The organism is Immundisolibacter sp. (assembly GCF_014359565.1).
Taxonomy (GTDB): Bacteria; Pseudomonadota; Gammaproteobacteria; order Immundisolibacterales; family Immundisolibacteraceae; genus Immundisolibacter.
Genome location: NZ_JACIZD010000009.1, coordinates 19,033 through 36,697 on the forward strand (window position 1 = coordinate 19,033; position 17,665 = coordinate 36,697).

Sequence of the window (17,665 nt, forward strand, 5' to 3'; positions counted from 1 at the left end):
CTGTGCGGCTGCTACCATGCAGCCGGCCGTGATTCCGGAGACCTGTCATGGGGCTGCCCCTGCGCGATCAACAGCTGCATACCTACGGCGAGTACCTGACCTGGCCGGACGACTTGCGCTACGAGCTGATCGACGGCCGCGCTTACGCCATGTCGCCTGCGCCCACGCGGCGGCACCAGCAGGTTGTCGGCGAATTGTTCCGGCAGATCGCAAATGCTCTGCAGGGCCACCCATGCCGGGCCTATGCCGCCCCTTTCGATGTGCGCCTGCCGCGCGGCAACGAGGCCGACGAGGCCATCGACACCGTGGTGCAGCCGGATATCGCCGTGTTCTGCGACCGCAGCCGCCTGGACGAGCGCGGCGCCCGCGGCGCGCCGGACTGGATCATCGAGGTGCTGTCGCCGGGTACCGCCAGCCACGACCAGCTGCTCAAGCGCGACCTGTACGAACGCCACGGCGTGGCCGAATACTGGCTGGTGCATCCGGGCGACCGGCTGGTCACCGTCTACCGCCTGCGGGACGGCGCCTACGGCAAGCCGCACGTGCAGGAGTTCGCCGGCAGTCTCGGTCCAACGATTCCGGACCGCGTGCAGGTCGACCTCGATCTGTTGGCGGGCGCGCTTGCCGACTGATCCGGGTGGACTGAACGGGGCGCGCCACCGGTGTTTCGGGATGCCGGTCGGCGCCGAAGGTCTGGCCTGGCGCGGCCGTTAATGCGCTGCGCAGATGGCCTTGTAGAGCGCCTGATAACGCGCCGGCGTGACTGTTGCGTCGAGCGGATCGCTGACGACGCTGGCGGTGCCTGCGGCGATGTCCCAGTCGGCGTCGCGCAGCTGCTGTTCGGCGCGCGGCAGCAGTTCCCGCTCCTCGCGCTGCAGGTGCGCCCGCTGCGCGGCGATGAATTCGCGGCCGGCGTCCACCAGCCGGTCGCGCATCAAGGTCGCATCGTCCACCTGCACCGCCTCGAGCAGGCCATAGAACGCGGCGCTGTCGTGAAACAGGCGCTCGTGCTCGGCGATCTGCGCCTGGCAGGCGTCGGCGGCGCCGGGGTCGCTGGCCGCCAGACGCGCGAACAGCACGTCCTCGACCGGGTGGTGCAGGCGGTTGGGGAACTCGGTGATGTAGGTCATGGCGTCCAGCATCAGGTCGAAATCCACATCCTCGGCCCGGGCCAGGCGATCGATTTGGGTTTCCAGGACGTTCAGCACCTGCGTCAGGCGCCGGTGATCGTCGTGCAGGCGTTGCGCGAGTGGGTGCATGGTGGAACCTCGCAGTCGGGTGGCATGACACCCATTTGACACCTTCCGGAAGGCATCATGTCGATACGGCCTGGCGAGCGCGTTATTGCGCGAGGTCAGAGCCGTGCACACCCGGAGCGGGTCACAATCGAAACCATGCAAGAGCCACCACACACCGTGAAGCTGATCGACCTCGCCGGCCTGCAGGCGCTGTTCGATGCGCTGACCCGGCGCGGCTACGAGATCGTCGGGCCGGTGCACCGGGACGGCGCCATCGTCTACGACCGCATCGATGCTGTGGCCGAGCTGCCGGCCGGCTGGACCGACCAGCAGGCGCCGGGCAGCTACCGGCTCACGCGGCGCGACGACGACGCGGTGTTCGGCTACGCCGTCGGGCCGCACTCGTGGAAGCGCTATCTGTTCCCGCCCAGGCAGACGCTGTTTTCGGTGCAGCGTCTGGACGACGGCGGGCTTAGTTTCAAGCCGGAGCCGATCGACGCGCCGAAACGCGCCTTCATCGGCGTGCGCGCCTGCGAGCTGGCGGCCATCGGCGTGCAGGACCGGGTGTTCGCCGGCGGCGAGCACGTCGATCCGGCCTACGCGGCGCGGCGCGAGGCGGTGCTGCTGGTGGCGGTCAACTGCGCGGTGGCGGCCGACACCTGCTTTTGCAGCGCGATGGACACCGGGCCGGCGGTGCGTGGTGGTCATGATCTGGTGCTCACGGAGCTGATCGACGCCGCCGGCCAGCGCTTCCTGGTCGAGGCCGGCAGCGCGCTCGGGCGCGAGCTGCTGGCCGGCCTGCCCGGGCCGGCGGCCAGCGCGGATGACATCGCCGCTGCCGGCGCGCAGTCGCAGCGCGTCGCCGCCGGGCAGACGCGCCGCATCGATGCCGCCGCGGTGCCGGCGCTGCTCATGCGCAATCTGCAGCACCCGCGCTGGGACGCGGTGGCGCAGCGGTGTCTTTCCTGCGCCAACTGCACGCTGGCCTGTCCGACCTGCTTTTGTTCGAGCAACCAGGAAGTCACGGATCTGGCCGGCGCCGCGCACCGGGAGCGGCACTGGGATTCCTGCTTCAACGTCGAGTTCAGCCACCTCGGTCACGGCAGCGTGCGCGACTCGGTCAAGGCGCGCTACCGGCAGTGGCTCACGCACAAGCTGGCCACCTGGCACGAGCAGTTCGGGCAAAGCGGCTGCGTCGGCTGCGGGCGCTGCATCAGCTGGTGCCCGGTGGGCATCGACCTGACCGAAGAGGTGGCCGCCATCGCCGCCAGCGACGCGGGGGGCAGGCCATGACGCTGCGCGAACTGGTCGCGAGCCAGCGCTTCTGCCAGGGGCTGAGCGAGGGCCAGTGCGGGGAGCTGGCGGCCTGCGCCAGCGAGCGGCAGTTCGCCCCGGGCGAGTTTTTGCTGCGCCAGCACGCCCCGGCGGACACGTTCTATTGGGTGCTGGAAGGGCAGGTGAAAATCCGGCTCGCCCTGCCGGGGCAGGGCCTGGTGACGCTGGAAACCCTAGGCCCGGACGAGGCGGTCGGCTGGTCGTGGTTTGCGCCGCCGTATCGCTGCCAGTTCGACGCGCTGGCGACCACGCCGACGCGCACGCTGGCCTTTGCCGCCGCGCCGCTGCGGGCGCTCATGGAGCGCGATCCGACGGTCGGTTGCGCCGTGCTCAAGGTGCTGGTGTCGACGCTCAGCGAGCGCGTGCAGTCCTGCCGCCTGCAGGTGCTGGACGTCTATGCCCCGCCGGGAGGACGGCGATGAGCGCGCCCGCCGAACCCACGCTGCCGGCGCCGTACCGCATCGTCGGGCGCCGCCAGGACAGCGCCGACGTGTTTACCTGGACGGTCGAGCCGCTCGGGGAACCGGCGCTCACCTTCCTGCCCGGCCAGTTCAACATGCTGTACGCCTACGGCATCGGCGAGGTGCCGGTGTCGATCAGCAGCGCGGCGGCCGGCGAGCCCCTGCTGCACACGATCCGCGCCGTGGGCAGCGTGACGCGGCCGATGGCGGCGCTGCCGGTGGGCACGGTGATCGGCCGGCGCGGCCCCTACGGCAGCGCCTGGCCGCTGGCCGAGGCCGAAGGCGGCGATCTGCTGATCGTCGCCGGTGGCCTGGGCTTGGCGCCGCTGCGCCCGGCCATCCTCGGGGCGCTGGCCCGGCGTGCGCAGTTCGGGCGGCTGTGCCTGCTCTACGGCACGCGCGGCCCGGCCGATGTGCTGTTCGCGGACCAGCTGGCCGCCTGGCGTGCGCGCGGTGATCTGGAGTTGCGCGTGACGGTGGACCGCGCCACGCCCGACTGGACCGGCGAGGTCGGCGTGGTGACGCGCCTGATCGCCCGCGCCGACGTCGATCCGGCGCGCACCACCGCCCTGGTGTGCGGGCCGGAGATCATGATGCGCTTCGCCGGCGAGGCGCTGCTGCGCCGTGGCGTGCCGGCGACGGCGATTCACCTGTCGCTGGAGCGCAACATGAAATGCGCGGTCGGCTACTGCGGCCACTGCCAGCTGGGGCCGCATTTCATCTGCCGCGACGGCCCGGTGCTGGCCTGGCCACGCCTGGCGGGCCTGCTCGACGTGGCGGAGCTGTGACATGAGCGCAGCCGCCAAACCGCGTCTTGCCGTGTGGAAGTTCGCCTCCTGCGACGGCTGCCAGCTGAGCCTGCTCGACTGCGAGGACGAGCTGCTGGCGGTGGCCGACGGGGTCGAGATCGCCCTGTTCCCGGAAGCCTCCAGCCGCATGCTGCCGGGGCCGTACGACGTGTCGCTGGTGGAGGGCTCGATCACCACCGCGCACGATCGCGAGCGCATCCGGGACGTGCGCGCGCAGTCGCGGCTGCTGGTGACCATCGGCGCCTGCGCCACCGCCGGCGGCATCCAGGCGCTGCGCAACCTGCGCGACGTGGAGGAGTGGAAGCGGATTGTCTACGCGCGGCCGGACTGGATCGACAGCCTGGCCACCTCGACGCCGATCGCCGCCCACGTCAAGGTCGACTACGAACTGCGCGGCTGCCCGGTGAACAAGGCCCAGCTGCTGGAACTGCTGGCCGCGCTGCTGGCCGGGCGGCGGCCGAACGTGGCCACCTCCAGCGTGTGCGAGGAATGCAAGGCCCGCGGCACGCCGTGCGTGCTGGTGGCCCACGGCACGCCGTGCCTGGGGCCGGTCACGCAGGCCGGCTGCGGCGCCATCTGCCCTGCCTACCACCGCGGCTGCTACGGCTGCTTCGGGCCCAAGGAAACGCCCAATCCGGCGGCACTGAGCGAGCAGCTGCTGGCCCTGGGCATGGATCGGGCGGCGCTCGGGCGTTTCTACCGCACCTTCAACGCCGCCGCGCCGGCCTTCGGCGACGAGGCCCAGCGCCATGACCCACAGCCATGACTGAAACCACCCGCACCATCGAGGTCAACCAGCTGGCCCGCGTCGAGGGGGAGGGCGCGCTGCACCTGGCCATCGACGGCGGGCAGCTGACCGTCGCCGAGCTGCGCATCTTCGAGCCGCCGCGCTATTTCGAGGCCCTGCTGCGCGGGCGCGACTGCCGCGAGGCGCCGGACATCACCGCCCGCATCTGCGGCATCTGCCCGGTGGCCTATCTGATGAGTTCCTGCGCCGCCATCGAGGACCTGTGCGGCCTGCGCGTGCCGGCGCCGCTTGTCGACCTGCGGCGCCTGCTGTACTGCGGCGAGTGGATCGAAAGCCACGTGCTGCACATGTTCATGCTGCACCTGCCGGATTTTCTGGGCTACCCGGACGCGGTCAGCATGGCCCGGGAACACGGCGATCTGGTGCGCGCGGCCCTGCGCATCAAAAAGGCCGGCAACGGCATCGTGGCGCTGCTGGGCGGGCGCGAGATCCATCCCATCAACGTGCGCATCGGCGGCTTCTACCGCCTGCCGACGCGGGCGGAACTGGCACCCCTGCGCGATGAACTTGCCTTTGCGCTCGACGCCGCCGAGCAGGCGCTGGTGCCGCTGGCGGCGCTCGATTTCCCGGATTTCGAGCGCGACTACACCTTCGTCGCCCTGCGCCACGACAGCGAGTACCCGATGGGCCGCGGTCGGCTGGTGTCCAGCGACGGCGTGGACCTGCCAGTCGCCCGCTACGACGACTACCTCACCGAACACCACGTCCGGCACTCGACCTCGCTGCACAGCCGCACCGCCGACGGCGGCGTGGTGCACCTGGGCCCGCTGGCGCGCTATGCCCTGAACCACGACCGCCTCACGCCGCGTGCGCGGGCGGCGGCCGCGGCGGCGGGCCTCCCGCCGGTGGTGCGCAACCCGTTTCGTAGCATCCAGGTACGCGGCGTGGAGGTGGTGCTGGCGCTCGAGGAGGCGCTGCGCCTGATCGACGGCTACGTTCCCGGCGACACGCCGGCGGCGGCCTTCGAGCCGCGCGCCGGCATCGGCTACGGCGCCACCGAGGCGCCGCGCGGCGTGCTCTATCACCGCTACGCAGTGGACGCGGCCGGCCTGATCACGGACGCCAAGATCGTCGCCCCGACCTCGGTCAACCAGGCCGTGATCGAGGCGGATCTGCGCCACTACGTGGAGCCGAACCTGCACCAGCCGGACGAGGCGCTGCGCGCCGTGTGCGAAACCGCCATCCGCAACTACGACCCGTGCATCTCCTGCTCGGCGCATTTCCTGAAGCTGACCGTGGAGCGGCGCTGAGCGGTGCGGCTGCGCGTGCTGGGCATCGGCAACGGCGCGCGGCGTGACGATGGCGTCGGCGTGTGGGTGGCTCAGGCGCTCGCCGCGCGGCTGGGTGACAGCCTCGATGTGCGTGTGCTCGGCGACGACGGCTTCCAGCTGGTCGATGCGCTCGGCGGCATCGACGCCGCGCTGTTGATCGACGCCGTGCAGTCGGGCGCGGCGCCCGGCACCGTGCACCGCTTCGACGCCGCGCGGCAGCCACTGCCGCCGGCGCTGCTGCGCTGCTCGACGCACGCGCTGGGGGTGGCCGAAGCACTGGAACTGGCCCGAGCGCTCGGCCAGTTGCCGGCGCGGGTCGCCGTCTACGGCATCGAGGGCGCGGATTTTGGCCTCGGCGCGGGGCTGAGTGCCCCGGTGGCCGCGGCGGCGGCGGGGCTGGTGGAGGAACTCGCCGCGAACCTGACGGACCGGCCATGCACGAACACTCCCTGATCGCCAACCTGCTTTCCCGGATCGACGCCATCGCGTGCCAGCACAGCGCCAAGCGCGTGGTTGGCGTTTCGGTGTGGATCGGGGCGCTGGCGCACATCTCGGCCGGCCATTTTCGCGAGCATTTCGAGGACGGCAGCCGCGGCAGCCTGGCCCAGGGCGCGCGCCTCGACATCGAGGTGTCGGACGACCCCGAGCACCCGCAGGCCCAGGACATCCTGCTGCGCAGCATCGAGGTCGTGTGATGGCGCAGCCGGCGGCCGCCGGCCAGCGCCGGCTGCGCATCCGCGTGCATGGCGCGGTGCAGGGGGTCGGGTTTCGCCCGCAGGTGTACCGGCTGGCGGTGGCGCTGGGCCTGGCCGGCAGCGTGCGCAACGCCCGCGACGGCGTGCAGATCGAGGCCCAGGGCACCGACGCCGCGCTCGAGGCGCTGCTGGACGGCCTGCGCCGCCTGCCGCCGCCGGTGCGGGTGGAGGGCCTGCAGTGCGAAGCCGTGCCGGCGACCGGCGACGACCGCTTCGTCATCGCCGCCAGCCAGAGCGGGGCGGGCGCCGCGCTGCCGCTGCCGGACCTGGCCCCGTGCGCCGATTGCCTGGCGCAGCTGCGCGATCCGGCCGACCGGCGTTACGGCTACCCCTTCATCAGCTGCACGGCTTGCGGCCCGCGCTACAGCATCATCGCCGCCATGCCGTACGACCGCGAACGCACGGCCATGGCGGCATTTGTGCCGTGCGCGGCCTGCGCCGCCGAGTACGCGGACCCAACCAGCCGGCGCTTCCAGCACCAGGCCAACGCCTGCCCGGCCTGTGGCCCGCAGCTGACCCTGTGCGACGCCGCCGGCACGGCCCTGGCGCAGGGCGGGGCGGCGCTCGCCGCCGCCGCGGCGGTGCTGCGGGACGGCGGCATCGTGGCCCTGAAGGGCCTGGGCGGATTTCAGCTGCTGACCGACGCCCGCGACGCGGCCGCCGTGGCGCGCCTGCGCGTCCGCAAGCACCGTCCGCACAAGCCGCTGGCGGTGATGTTCCCGGACCTGGCGGCGGTCCATGCGGCCTGCCGGGCAGGGCCGGCCGAACAGGCCTTGCTGCAATCGCCGGCGGTGCCCATCGTGCTGCTGGATGCCCGGCCCGGCGTGCTGGCCGCCAATCTGGCGCCGGACAATCCGCGCCTGGGCGCCATGCTGCCCAGCACGCCGCTGCACGTGCTGCTGCTGGAGGCGCTCGGCTTTGCGCTGGTTGCCACCAGCGGCAATGCCGCCGGCGAGCCGCTGTGCGCCGACAACGCGCAGGCGCTCTCGCGCCTGGCCGGCATCGCCGATGCGTTCCTGCTGCACGACCGCGCCATCCTGCAGCCGCTGGACGACTCGGTCGTGCAGCTGGCGGCGGGGCGGCCGCAGACCCTGCGCCTGGCGCGCGGGCTGGCACCGCTGGCCCTTGCGCATGCCGGGCGCGGCAGCGTGCTGGCGCTGGGCGGTCACCAGAAAAACGCGCTGGCGGTTGGTGGGGCCGGGCGCATCGTGCTTGGCCCGTACCTGGGCGATCTGGACACCGCCCTGGCGCGGCAGCGCTTGGCCACCGCCACCGCGCGGTTGCCGGCCGTGGCGGGCGGGCAGCCGGCGTGGCTGGCTTGCGACCTGCATCCGGACTACGCCAGCAGCCGCTGGGCGGCGGCCGATCCGCGGCCGTGCCAGACGGTGCAGCACCACCACGCGCACCTGGCCGCGGTACTGGCCGAGCACGCGATCGCCGGCGAGGTGCTGGGCGTGGCCTTCGACGGCGCCGGCCTGGGCGAAGACGGCACCCTGTGGGGCGGCGAATTTCTTCACGGCGACAGCCGGCAGGTGCGGCGCGTCGCCCGCTGGCGGCCGTTCCCGCTGCCGGGCGGCGAGCGGGCGGCGCGCGAGCCCCGACGCAGCGCGCTCGGCTTGCTGTACGCCGCCTACGGCCCCGCGCTCGGCGGCGTGACGCTGGACCTGCGCGAACCCGAGCGGCGCACCCTGCTGCAGGCGCTCGCATGCGGCCTGAACACGCCGCTGACCGGCAGCGTCGGACGGCTGTTCGATGCCGTGGCGGCGCTGCTGGGCCTGTGCCAGGTGATGAGCTTCGAGGGCCAGGCGGCGCAGCGGCTGCAGGCCGCGGCCGAGCAGGTGCCCCGCCAGAGGCCGTATCCTGTTGAGCTTGTGCGCGACGGCGACGGCTGGCTGATCGACTGGCGCCCCATGCTGGCGGCCCTGCTTGGCCAGCGCGCCGCCGGCGGGCCGGTGGCGGCGATCGCGGCGCGCTTTCACGCCACCTTGGCGGCGGCCGTGGCCGGCGTGGCGCAGCGCCTGCGCGCCGGGCGGGTGGTGCTGTGCGGCGGCTGCTTCCAGAACCGGCGGCTGCTCGCCGATACCCGCGCCGCCCTGCAAGAGGCCGGCATCGCCGTGTGGTGGCCGGCGCGTCTGCCGCCGGGCGACGCTGCGCTGGCGTGCGGTCAGGCGGCGGTCGTGTTGGCGCGCGGCGACCGGGCAACACCGGCGGCGCAACCATGCCCAGCGGGCAGCGACGGAGCGAACTGAACCATGTGTCTGGCCATTGCGGGGCAGGTGCTCGAGCTAACCGACGGCGGCGGCCTGTTTGCCCGCGGCCGGGTGGACTTCGGCGGCGCGGTGCGCGAGGTGTCGCTGATCTGCACGCCCGAGGTGGCGGTCGGCGACTGGGTGCTGGTGCACGCCGGGCTGGCCATTGCCCGCATCGACGCCGAGGCCGCCGACCGGGCGCGCCGGGAGTTGGCCCGGCTGGCGGCGGCTCTGTGACCCCTGGGCGCGCCGCAGGCGCCCGCAGGCGGGCCCGGCCGCTGCAGCGGCCTGAAAAGGAGCGCACCGGACGCGCCTTCGTTCACAGATACCGACACTGCAAGCAGGGAGTCTGAGGCGTGTTTTCGCGTGTCCTGCAGGGAGCTTGGACCCGCCACGACTGGTGGTCGCCGGGCCGTTGGCGCCGCCGCCTGGCGTACTGGGGCGGCGCCATCCTGGTCGGGCTGGCGGCGGTGGCCTTCGCCTGGGCATGCGATGCCGCGTTCGATCTGTTCGAGCGCCTGCGCGCCCAGCACCGCGCCTGGCCGCTGCTGGTGACGCCACTCACCTTCGTGGCGCTGGTTTGGGTGACGCAGGGCCGGCTGGCGGCCACCCGCGGCTCCGGCATTCCCCAGGTCAAGGCGGCGCTTTCCACCGGCGATGGCGCCTGGCGCGCCGGGCTGCTGTCGCTGCGCGTGGCGCTGGCCAAGATGGGGCTGACGGTGCTGGCGATGGGCGGCGGCGCCTCGGTGGGCCGCGAGGGGCCCACCGTGCACGTGGGCGCGAGCTTGTTGTTCGTGGTCGGCCGGCGGTTCGGGTTTACCGATCAGGTGAACGGCCGGCACCTGGTGCTGGCCGGAGCCGCCGCCGGCATCGCCGCCGCCTTCAACGCGCCGTTGGCCGGCGTGGTGTTCGCCATCGAGGAGATGGCCGGCGCCTTCGAGGAACGCATGAGCGGCGTGCTGCTGACGGCGGTGATCGTCGCCGGCGTGACCGCCATCGGCCTGCACGGCGACTACGCCTATTTCGGCCAAGTCGAGGCCGGCTTGCCTCTGGGCCAGGCCTGGCTGGCGGTGCTGGTGATCGGCCTGGTGTGTGGCTTCGGCGGCGGGCTGTTTGCCCGGCTGATCCTGCTGCAGCCGCTGCCGTGGCTGCTGCGCCTGCCGCGTTTGGGCGGCCTGTCCCGGGCGCGCGGCGAGCTGCTGCTGGCCGCCGCCTGTGGCCTGGCGGTGGCGGCCTTGACCCTGCTCGGTGGCTACGATCTGCACGGCACCGGTTACCAGCAGGCGCACGCCATCGTGCAGGGACAGGCCGGGCAGGACTCCGGAGGGCTGTACGCGCTGCTGAAGTTCGCCGCCAACGTGTTGTCGTACTGGGCCGGCGTGCCCGGCGGCATCTTCTCGCCGGCGCTGGCGGTGGGCGCCGGCCTCGGCCAGGGGCTGGCGCCGTGGCTGCCGGGCGCCCCGCTGGCGGCGGTGGCGCTGCTTGGCATGGCCGGCTACCTGGCCGGGGTGACGCAAGCGCCGCTGACCGCCGCGGTGATCGCCCTGGAGCTGACCGCCAACCAAAGCCTGGTGATCCCGATCATGGCCACCTGCCTGCTGGCGCGCGGCGCCTCCACGCTGGTGTGCCGAAAGCCGGTGTACGGGGCCATCGCCGAGCGCCTGCTGGCCGGGCATCAGAGCGCCGCCGCGGCGCGCGGGTCATGAGCAGCGCCGAGTACCGCGACCCGGTCACCGTGCGCCGGCTGCTGGATGCCATCGCCGGCACCGTCAGCCGGCCGTGGACGCTGATGGAAATCTGCGGCGGGCAGACGCACGCCATCCTGCGCGCCGGCATCGACCGCCTGCTGCCGCCGGCGGTGACGCTGGTGCACGGCCCCGGCTGCCCGGTGTGCGTGACGCCGGTTGGTGTCATCGACCAGGCGATCGCGCTGGCCGGCCGACCCGAGGTGACGCTGTGTTCCTTCGGCGACATGCTGCGCGTGCCAGGCAGCTGCGGCGATCTGCTGGCGGCGCGGGCCGCCGGCGGCGACGTGCGGGTCGTTTACTCGCCGCTCGACGCGGTTGCCCTGGCCGGCCGCGAGCCGAAGCGGCAGGTGGTGTTCTTGGCGGTCGGTTTCGAGACCACGGCGCCGGCCGCCGCCGCCGCGGTGCGCCAGGCCCAGGCGCTGGATCTGCCCAATTTCAGCCTGCTGTGCGCGCAGGTGCGGGTGGCGCCGGCGATGGCCGCCATCCTGGCCGCGCCGGACTGCCGCATCCAGGGCTTTCTGGCCGCAGGTCACGTCTGCGCGGTGATGGGGTTGGCCGAATACGCGCCGCTGGTTGCGCGTTTCGGGGTGCCGATCGTGGTCGCCGGCTTCGAGCCGGTGGATATCCTGACCGGCGTGCTGCACTGCCTGCGCCAGCTCGAGGGCGGTCGGGCGCGGCTGGAAAACGCCTACGCACGCGCCGTCAGCGCGCAAGGCAACCCGGCCGCGCAGGCGCTGGTCGGCGAGGTGTTCGAGTGCGTGGCGCGCGACTGGCGCGGCTTGGGCGAGCTTCCCGAAAGCGGCCTTGGCCTGCGGGCGGGCTATGCCGATTTCGACGCCGCGCGGCGTTTCGGGCTGGCCCAGACCCCGGCGCCGGACCCCGGCGAATGCCTGGCCGGCGAGGTGCTGCAAGGCCGCCTGCGCCCGGACCGCTGCCCGGCCTTTGGCAGCCGCTGCACGCCGCAACGGCCGCTTGGCGCGCCGATGGTGTCGTCCGAGGGCGCCTGCGCGGCGTATTACCGCTACCGCGGCCCGGTCGCCTGAGCATGGACGGCGCCTGCCCGCTGCCGCTGGACGAGTATCCGGTCGTGCTGCTCGCCCACGGCGGCGGCGGGCGGCTGATGCAGCGACTGCTGGACGGTCTGATCCTGCCGACGCTGGATGTGCGCGCCGGGCAGTCGCTGCACGATGCGGCGCGTCTGGACGAGCTGCTGACGGATGCTGCCGGCCGACTGGCCTTCACCACCGACAGCTATGTGGTGCGGCCGTTGTTTTTCCCGGGCGGCGACATCGGGACACTGGCCGTGTGCGGCACGGTCAACGACCTGGCGATGGCCGGCGCGCAGGCGCGGGCGCTGTCGGTGTCGCTGATCCTGGAAGAAGGCCTGCCGATGCAGACCCTATGGCAGGTGCTGCGCTCGCTGCGGCAGAGCGCCGCGGCGGCCGGCGTGCGCATCGTCACCGGCGACACCAAGGTGGTGGAGCGCGGCCGGGCGGACGGCGTGTACATCAACACCGCCGGCATCGGCGCGGTGCCGGCCGGGGTGAGCATTCATCCGGGCCGGGTACGCGCCGGCGACGCGGTGCTGCTCAGCGGCGACATCGGCCGGCACGGCATCGCCGTGCTGGCACAGCGCGAGGGCTTGCAGTTCGAGACCACCATCGAGTCCGACTGCCAGCCGCTGTGGCCGGCGGTGGCCGCCTTGCTCGACGCCGGCCTGGACCTGCACTGCCTGCGCGACCCGACCCGCGGCGGCCTGGCCAGCGCGCTGGTCGAGATTGCCCGCCAGGCCGGGGTCGACGTCCTGCTCGACGAGGCGGCACTGCCGGTGACGCCCCCGGTGGCGACGGCCTGCGAGCTGCTCGGCTTCGACCCGCTGCACGTGGCCTGCGAGGGCCGGCTGGTGGCCTTCGTGCCGGCCCCGCAGGCGCAGGCCGCGCTCGACCTGCTGCGCAGCGCGCCGGGCGGCGAACAGGCAGCACGAATCGGCGCGGTGCGCGGCCCCGGCGGGCAGGTGACCCTGCGCAGCCGCTACGGCATCGACCGACCGCTGGACATGCCGGCCGGGGAACTGCTGCCGCGCATTTGCTGACGGTGCCACGGCGTTCGGCGGCGCAGGCTGCCATCGAGCGGCGGCTCAAGGCGGAGCTTGATCCGGCTGGCGTTTTGGTTGGCGGGACGGCGGTAAGTTGAGCGTTGGAACACTCGGAAAAACGGCGCAATGCACTACGCTTATTGCGCGGGCTGCGGGGTCGGTGATGTCGCAAATGGATACAAGGACGCTTCTGTTTGGTCTGTTGTGCGTAGTGCTGTTGACAGCGGGACACGCGACGGCCGGGGAAGACCTGCGGCTGTGGGGTAAGCCGGACGAGTTAATGCCGGACTACCGAACCGCGGTGGACGCGTCCGGATATTTGTCGCGTGATCCCAAAGCGAAATATCCCGAGGTGTGGGGGGCCGAGTTGCCCACGGACGGGGTAGGCAAAGCCGAGGATGGACGGATATTTCTGGATACCCAGGGCCGAGTGCAAATCCTCTATGGCTTCGATTTGGATGAGGAACGCGTTCATCGTGCCTACGACTTCTTTGCGAACAAAGTGCTGGCGGAGTGGCGGATGCCGCGCGCCGAGGACGCGGCCAGTGCGCAACAGCGCGCTGGAGCGCGCCACCGGTTCGCGGCCTATTGGCGCGAGCAGGTGCACGTGCTGGTGGCTGAAGAGCGGGGCGGGGTGGCAGTGGAGTACCAAAACGGCAAGGCCGTCCGGACGTATTGGCCCGGGTACCAGTACGAGGAGGGCTTAGTCCTGAGCGTGCATGGGTTTAACGCGAACTTCGAGCGGACGCCCGAGTTCCTGCCGTTTACCTATCACTCCCAGTCAGTTCTCGTGCTGCCAGAGGTAGACAAGAACGCCCGTCCTCCATGGAAGATGCTGATCCGCGTGTACCCGCAGCCGCAACGGCTGCCGATGGACAGCGAGTTGGTGCGGGAGTGCACGTGTGTCGGAAACTACCGTAAAGGTGGTTTCCAAGATCCCACAACCGGACGGCAGGTTGCTCCCCGGTGCCAGGCGGGTGGCGCCTTTAATGCCATTGCGCAGGGATGGGTAGTCCCTGCCCATCCAATCACCTATCGCGGCCGCGCGCTCGATGTCGTGATCGCGGACCTGCGCGATGGCACCTTTCTGGTCAAGGATCGCGGCCGTCCCGCCGTGATCCGCTTCCGGGGCGATCTGGGATCGCCGTACCTTGCCCAGGCAAAAGACCTCCACGTGGTCGATGCATGGGATATGACCCACTGGTTAACAAGAGAGGCCTACGACAAATGGGTGGCTGCCTCGGGGCAGGATCAAGTCGAGCTCCCGCTGCTCGATCCGGCGGCGTTGTTTGAAGTCTTTGACCGGATCGTGGTGGAGAAACTCGAGGCCGGATACCACCCGAAACGCGACTAAGGGCCGGTAGGTTGGGCTGACGCAGGAAGCCCAACATCGTTTACACCGGGAATACCCGAGCACAAAGGTTGCCGGCTGTAACCTGGCGCTTATTGCGGCCGCGGCCTAGCCGGAGGCCGGCCCGCCCTTGCCCGAGCCACCGGTGAGTTCGGTCAGCGTGGCCAGAATCCGTTGCAGCAGACCGTTTGCCGATCCCGGCATGCCTTCCGTTTCGGCTTCTGCCAGTTCCAGGGCTTCCAGCTCCCAGGCGCGCAGCACCTCGACCTTCTCGTCCGTGGTCAACGCGTCGTTGCGGGCGACGTCTTCCGGGGCGGTGAATACGGTGGCCGGGTCGTTGCGCGCCTGTTCCAGCCACGCGGGTGGTTGTCGATGATTGGATGTCATGGTGCGGCTCCAGGGTGTTGCACGTCAGGACGGCACAGGGTGCCCGGCCCGCGGCCGGTCAGTCCAGCCCAATATCGTGTACACCGGGAATACCGGAGTACAAAGGGTGCCGTCAGCAAGCTGCCCGACGGGGCGCTTTAGCCCAATCGGTCCGGCTAGCGGCGCCAGCCGGTTGCCAGCGGCTGCGGTTGGCAGCAGTGTCATGCCCTGACGCACCAGATCGGGACCCGATCCCGTAGATGACGCCCAACAGGCGCTCGTCACGAGTTATCACGCGGCCACCGGTGGCCGACCGGGGTGGTGTACCATCCGGCGCTTTTTTCCGGCGGCCCGCCCGCCCGGGGGAACCATGCAGCAGGAACACGGCGCGGCGCCGCGGGTCGGCGTCATCATGGGGTCGCGCAGCGACTGGGACACGCTGAGCCATGCCAGCGACACGCTGACGGCGCTGGGCATCGCCCACGAGTGCCGGGTGGTGTCCGCCCACCGCACGCCGGATTTGCTGTTCGAGTACGCCGCCGAGGCGGCCGGGCGCGGCCTGCAGGTGATCATCGCCGGTGCCGGCGGGGCGGCCCATCTGCCGGGCATGACCGCCGCCAAGACGCGCCTGCCGGTGCTGGGCGTGCCGGTGCAGTCGCGCGCCTTGCAGGGTGTCGATTCGCTGCTGTCGATCGTGCAGATGCCGCGCGGTATTCCGGTCGGCACGCTGGCCATCGGCGAGGCTGGTGCGGTCAACGCGGCCTTGCTCGCGGCGGCCATCCTGGCTTTGCACGACGAGGACCTGGCGGCGCGCCTGGATGATTACCGCGCCCGCCAGACGGCGGCGGTGCTGGCCGACTCCCTGGAGCCGTGATGCTGCTGCCGGGCGCCACCATCGGCGTGCTGGGCGGCGGCCAGCTTGGCCGCATGCTGGCCATGGAAGCGCGCCGCATGGGCTATCGGGTGCGCGCGCTGGACCCCGATCCTGACGCCTGCGCGGCGCCGTTTGCCGAGCTGAGCTGCGCGCCGCTGGACGACGTGGATGCGGCACTCGCGCTGGCCGCCCACTGCGAGGTGCTGACCATCGAGACCGAACACGTGCCGGCGGCGGTGCTGGCGCAGATCGAAACCCTGCGTCCGGTGCATCCGAACGCCGCATTGCTGGCCACGGTGCAGGACCGCCTGCGCCAGCGCGAGTTCCTGACCCGCCACCGCCTGCCGCAGACTGCCTATGCGCGGGTGGACGATGCGCCGTCCCTGCAGCAGGCGCTGACTGCTGTCGGCCGGCCGGCGGTGCTCAAGACGCGCACCGAGGGTTACGACGGCAAGGGCCAGGCGCGCATCGGCACGAGCGACGATCCGGCCGCGGCCTGGGCGGCGCTCGGCCAGCGGCCGGCGGTGCTGGAGGCATGGGTCGCTTACGAGCGGGAAATCTCGGTCATCCTGGCGCGCGGCCACGACGGCGACATCGCCTGCTATCCGGTGGCCGAGAACGAGCACCGCCACCACGTGCTGCACATCACGCGCGCCCCGGCGCGGGTGGCGCCGGCGGTGGCAGCGCGGGCCCGGGAGCTGGGCGCCGCGGTGGCGGACGCGCTCGGTCACGTGGGCGTGATGGCGGTGGAGATGTTCCTGTTGCCGGACGGCGAGCTGCTGATCAACGAGATCGCCCCGCGCACGCACAACTCCGGCCACTACACCCTGGGTGGCTGCGTCACCTCGCAGTTCGAGCAGCACCTGCGGGCCATCTGCGGCCTGCCGCTGGGCGATCCGGCCCAGCCGCGCCCGGCGCTGATGCTGAATCTGCTGGGCGATCTGTGGGCCGACGATGCGCCGCCGCTGGCGCACATCCTGGCCCACCCGGGTGCGCGACTGCATCTGTACGGCAAGGCGCCGCGGCCGGGTCGCAAGCTCGGCCATGTGCTGGTGCTGGGGGACGATCTGGACGCCGCGCAGGCCTGGGCCGACAGCATCGTCGGCTGAGGCAATCCGTTGTGGGAGGCCCGCCCCGGGCCGAATCTGCCGGGCGGAGGATTCGCGGCGGGGGCGCCGCTCCCACGGGTCAGCCAGCGACTGTGTGGCGGCAGGCGGGGGAGGGCCGACAGCATCGTCGGCTGAGGCAGTCCGGTGTGGGAGGCCCGCCCCGGGCCGAATCTGGCGGTCGGGCGATTCGCGGCGGGGGCGCCGCTCCCACGGGTCAGCCAGCGACTGGCCTGGGAGGGCAGGCTCATTGAGCCTCGCCCAGCAGTCCGAGCAGTGCCGGCAGCAACGCCTGCATGGCCGCCTCGCCGGCGGCGATGGTCTCCGCGGCGCGGTTGAATTCCATCACGCCGATCAGGGCCAGACGCGGCTGTACCAGGATGTCGGGCGGGTCGCCGGCCAGGCGGGTGCGCGTGATCTGGTCCTGCATGATGTTGACGGCGCCGACCAGCACGTCGAAGTAGCCCGGTTGCTGACGATCCTGTCGCAGCAATTGCGCCAGCAGCGTGCTGGCGCCGCCGCGCAGCAGGGCACCCAGGCTGCGGCTGTCGGTGCCATCGTCGATGGGCACCACATCGGTCATGGGCTGTGTCCTGCGCCGTCCGGCGATGCCGCCGTTCAGATTGACCGCCAGCACCAGTTCCGCCCCCATGGCCCGGCATAGGGATACCGGTACCGGATTGACCAGGCCGCCGTCGAGCAGCCACTGACCGTCGAGTTCCACCGGCGCCAGGACGCCGGGCAGGGCCATCGAGGCGCGAATGGCGACGGCAAGGTCGCCCTCGCGCAGCCATACCTCGCGCCCGCTGCCAAGTTCGGTCGCCACGGCGCCGTAGCGCAGGTCGAGCGTCTCGATGGCGGCGTGACCGATCAGCTCGATCAGGGTGCGCGAGATGCGCCCGCCGGCAACCAAGCCGCCACCGGCCGGGCGCAGGTCCAGCTGGCCGAGGATGGCGCGCCAGGTCAGGCTGCGGGCGAAGGCTTCGATTTCAGCCAGTCGGCCGGCGGCATAGGCGGCGCCGACCACGGCACCGATGGAGCTGCCGCACACCACCGCCACATCGATGCCGGCCGCCGTCAAGGCCTTCAGGACGCCGATGTGCGCCCAGCCGCGGGCGGCGCCACTGCCGAGCGCAAGTCCTATGCGCGGTGCTGCCACCGTCGGTGCTCCGTGATACGAAAGGGGGGCGGTGTATGGT

At 72.0% G+C, this 17,665-nt stretch carries 19 protein-coding genes; 16 read left to right on the forward strand and 3 right to left on the reverse strand.

Features of this window, described 5'->3' with window-relative positions; genetic code table 11:
* Positions 1-47: 47 nt before the first annotated feature.
* The gene (locus tag H5U26_RS10625; protein ID WP_290619449.1) at positions 48-632 is read left to right on the forward strand and encodes a Uma2 family endonuclease; all 585 of its coding nucleotides are present in this window, start codon (positions 48-50) and stop codon (positions 630-632) included.
* 78 nt (positions 633-710) lie between these two features.
* On the opposite strand, the gene H5U26_RS10630 is transcribed toward H5U26_RS10625, so the two are convergent.
* Entirely contained in the window at positions 711-1,259 is a 549-nt protein-coding gene (locus H5U26_RS10630; RefSeq protein ID WP_290619451.1) for a hemerythrin domain-containing protein, read from the reverse strand.
* A 135-nt stretch (positions 1,260-1,394) separates the two neighbouring features.
* Between H5U26_RS10630 and H5U26_RS10635 the strand changes: the two genes are divergently transcribed.
* From H5U26_RS10635 to H5U26_RS10695, 13 genes are all read left to right on the forward strand, one after another.
* The gene (locus H5U26_RS10635; protein WP_290619453.1) at positions 1,395-2,531 is read left to right on the forward strand and encodes a 4Fe-4S dicluster domain-containing protein; all 1,137 of its coding nucleotides are present in this window, start codon (positions 1,395-1,397) and stop codon (positions 2,529-2,531) included.
* Positions 2,528-2,995, forward strand: a complete 468-nt coding sequence (locus H5U26_RS10640; RefSeq protein ID WP_290619455.1) for a cyclic nucleotide-binding domain-containing protein — start codon at positions 2,528-2,530, stop codon at positions 2,993-2,995. The genes H5U26_RS10635 and H5U26_RS10640 overlap by 4 nt, the downstream gene beginning before the upstream one ends.
* A complete protein-coding gene (locus tag H5U26_RS10645) occupies positions 2,992-3,822 on the forward strand; it encodes an FAD/NAD(P)-binding protein (protein WP_290619457.1) in 831 nt (276 codons plus the stop codon). The genes H5U26_RS10640 and H5U26_RS10645 overlap by 4 nt, the downstream gene beginning before the upstream one ends.
* Before the next feature lies 1 nt (position 3,823).
* On the forward strand, positions 3,824-4,609 hold the full coding sequence (locus H5U26_RS10650) for a hypothetical protein (RefSeq protein WP_290619459.1): 786 nt from the start codon (positions 3,824-3,826) through the stop codon (positions 4,607-4,609).
* Positions 4,606-5,901, forward strand: a complete 1,296-nt coding sequence (locus tag H5U26_RS10655; RefSeq protein ID WP_290619461.1) for a Ni/Fe hydrogenase subunit alpha — start codon at positions 4,606-4,608, stop codon at positions 5,899-5,901. Before H5U26_RS10650 ends, H5U26_RS10655 begins: the two co-directional genes overlap by 4 nt.
* 3 nt (positions 5,902-5,904) lie before the next feature.
* A complete protein-coding gene (locus tag H5U26_RS10660; RefSeq protein ID WP_290619463.1) occupies positions 5,905-6,375 on the forward strand; it encodes a hydrogenase maturation protease in 471 nt (156 codons plus the stop codon).
* Entirely contained in the window at positions 6,357-6,617 is a 261-nt protein-coding gene (locus tag H5U26_RS10665; protein ID WP_290619465.1) for a hydrogenase/urease maturation nickel metallochaperone HypA, read from the forward strand. Before H5U26_RS10660 ends, H5U26_RS10665 begins: the two co-directional genes overlap by 19 nt.
* Positions 6,617-8,926, forward strand: a complete 2,310-nt coding sequence (hypF, locus tag H5U26_RS10670) for a carbamoyltransferase HypF (protein WP_290619467.1) — start codon at positions 6,617-6,619, stop codon at positions 8,924-8,926. Before H5U26_RS10665 ends, hypF begins: the two co-directional genes overlap by 1 nt.
* Positions 8,927-8,929: 3 nt before the next feature.
* Positions 8,930-9,163: a HypC/HybG/HupF family hydrogenase formation chaperone gene (locus H5U26_RS10675; protein WP_290619469.1), complete on the forward strand. Its 234-nt coding sequence runs from the start codon at positions 8,930-8,932 to the stop codon at positions 9,161-9,163.
* Positions 9,164-9,282: 119 nt separating this feature from the next.
* The gene (locus H5U26_RS10680; protein ID WP_290619471.1) at positions 9,283-10,632 is read left to right on the forward strand and encodes a chloride channel protein; all 1,350 of its coding nucleotides are present in this window, start codon (positions 9,283-9,285) and stop codon (positions 10,630-10,632) included.
* The gene (gene hypD, locus H5U26_RS10685) at positions 10,629-11,717 is read left to right on the forward strand and encodes a hydrogenase formation protein HypD (RefSeq protein WP_290619473.1); all 1,089 of its coding nucleotides are present in this window, start codon (positions 10,629-10,631) and stop codon (positions 11,715-11,717) included. The genes H5U26_RS10680 and hypD overlap by 4 nt, the downstream gene beginning before the upstream one ends.
* Before the next feature lie 2 nt (positions 11,718-11,719).
* Positions 11,720-12,766 carry a hydrogenase expression/formation protein HypE gene (hypE, locus tag H5U26_RS10690; RefSeq protein WP_290619475.1) on the forward strand — a complete coding sequence of 349 codons (1,047 nt, stop codon included), beginning with the start codon at positions 11,720-11,722 and terminating at the stop codon, positions 12,764-12,766.
* Positions 12,767-12,932: 166 nt separating this feature from the next.
* Positions 12,933-14,123 carry a hypothetical protein gene (locus H5U26_RS10695; RefSeq protein ID WP_290619477.1) on the forward strand — a complete coding sequence of 397 codons (1,191 nt, stop codon included), beginning with the start codon at positions 12,933-12,935 and terminating at the stop codon, positions 14,121-14,123.
* A 105-nt stretch (positions 14,124-14,228) separates the two neighbouring features.
* On the opposite strand, the gene H5U26_RS10700 is transcribed toward H5U26_RS10695, so the two are convergent.
* Complete coding sequence (locus tag H5U26_RS10700) at positions 14,229-14,507, reverse strand: hypothetical protein (RefSeq protein ID WP_290619479.1); 279 nt, start codon at positions 14,505-14,507, stop codon at positions 14,229-14,231.
* 349 nt (positions 14,508-14,856) lie between these two features.
* Here H5U26_RS10700 and purE point away from each other — a divergent pair, with 349 nt between their 5' ends.
* Both purE and H5U26_RS10710 read left to right on the forward strand, forming a co-directional pair.
* Entirely contained in the window at positions 14,857-15,360 is a 504-nt protein-coding gene (gene purE, locus H5U26_RS10705; protein WP_290619481.1) for a 5-(carboxyamino)imidazole ribonucleotide mutase, read from the forward strand.
* Positions 15,360-16,469: a 5-(carboxyamino)imidazole ribonucleotide synthase gene (locus tag H5U26_RS10710; RefSeq protein ID WP_290619483.1), complete on the forward strand. Its 1,110-nt coding sequence runs from the start codon at positions 15,360-15,362 to the stop codon at positions 16,467-16,469. Before purE ends, H5U26_RS10710 begins: the two co-directional genes overlap by 1 nt.
* Positions 16,470-16,713: 244 nt before the next feature.
* On the opposite strand, the gene H5U26_RS10715 is transcribed toward H5U26_RS10710, so the two are convergent.
* The gene (locus H5U26_RS10715; protein WP_290619485.1) at positions 16,714-17,625 is read right to left on the reverse strand and encodes a patatin-like phospholipase family protein; all 912 of its coding nucleotides are present in this window, start codon (positions 17,623-17,625) and stop codon (positions 16,714-16,716) included.
* Positions 17,626-17,665: the final 40 nt, after the last annotated feature.

Excerpts from the sequence above, each read along its gene's own strand:
- H5U26_RS10700 (WP_290619479.1), bottom strand. The coding sequence starts at position 14,507 with ATGACATCCAATCATCGACAACCACCCGCGTGGCTGGAACAGGCGCGC.
- H5U26_RS10650 (WP_290619459.1), top strand. The coding sequence starts at position 3,824 with ATGAGCGCAGCCGCCAAACCGCGTCTTGCCGTGTGGAAGTTCGCCTCC.
- H5U26_RS10630 (WP_290619451.1), bottom strand. The coding sequence starts at position 1,259 with ATGCACCCACTCGCGCAACGCCTGCACGACGATCACCGGCGCCTGACG.
- H5U26_RS10665 (WP_290619465.1), top strand. The coding sequence starts at position 6,357 with ATGCACGAACACTCCCTGATCGCCAACCTGCTTTCCCGGATCGACGCC.
- H5U26_RS10710 (WP_290619483.1), top strand. The coding sequence starts at position 15,360 with ATGCTGCTGCCGGGCGCCACCATCGGCGTGCTGGGCGGCGGCCAGCTT.
- hypD (WP_290619473.1), top strand. The coding sequence starts at position 10,629 with ATGAGCAGCGCCGAGTACCGCGACCCGGTCACCGTGCGCCGGCTGCTG.
- H5U26_RS10640 (WP_290619455.1), top strand. The coding sequence starts at position 2,528 with ATGACGCTGCGCGAACTGGTCGCGAGCCAGCGCTTCTGCCAGGGGCTG.
- purE (WP_290619481.1), top strand. The coding sequence starts at position 14,857 with ATGCAGCAGGAACACGGCGCGGCGCCGCGGGTCGGCGTCATCATGGGG.
- H5U26_RS10675 (WP_290619469.1), top strand. The coding sequence starts at position 8,930 with ATGTGTCTGGCCATTGCGGGGCAGGTGCTCGAGCTAACCGACGGCGGC.
- hypF (WP_290619467.1), top strand. The coding sequence starts at position 6,617 with ATGGCGCAGCCGGCGGCCGCCGGCCAGCGCCGGCTGCGCATCCGCGTG.
- H5U26_RS10655 (WP_290619461.1), top strand. The coding sequence starts at position 4,606 with ATGACTGAAACCACCCGCACCATCGAGGTCAACCAGCTGGCCCGCGTC.
- H5U26_RS10625 (WP_290619449.1), top strand. The coding sequence starts at position 48 with ATGGGGCTGCCCCTGCGCGATCAACAGCTGCATACCTACGGCGAGTAC.
- H5U26_RS10695 (WP_290619477.1), top strand. The coding sequence starts at position 12,933 with ATGTCGCAAATGGATACAAGGACGCTTCTGTTTGGTCTGTTGTGCGTA.
- H5U26_RS10635 (WP_290619453.1), top strand. The coding sequence starts at position 1,395 with ATGCAAGAGCCACCACACACCGTGAAGCTGATCGACCTCGCCGGCCTG.
- hypE (WP_290619475.1), top strand. The coding sequence starts at position 11,720 with ATGGACGGCGCCTGCCCGCTGCCGCTGGACGAGTATCCGGTCGTGCTG.
- H5U26_RS10645 (WP_290619457.1), top strand. The coding sequence starts at position 2,992 with ATGAGCGCGCCCGCCGAACCCACGCTGCCGGCGCCGTACCGCATCGTC.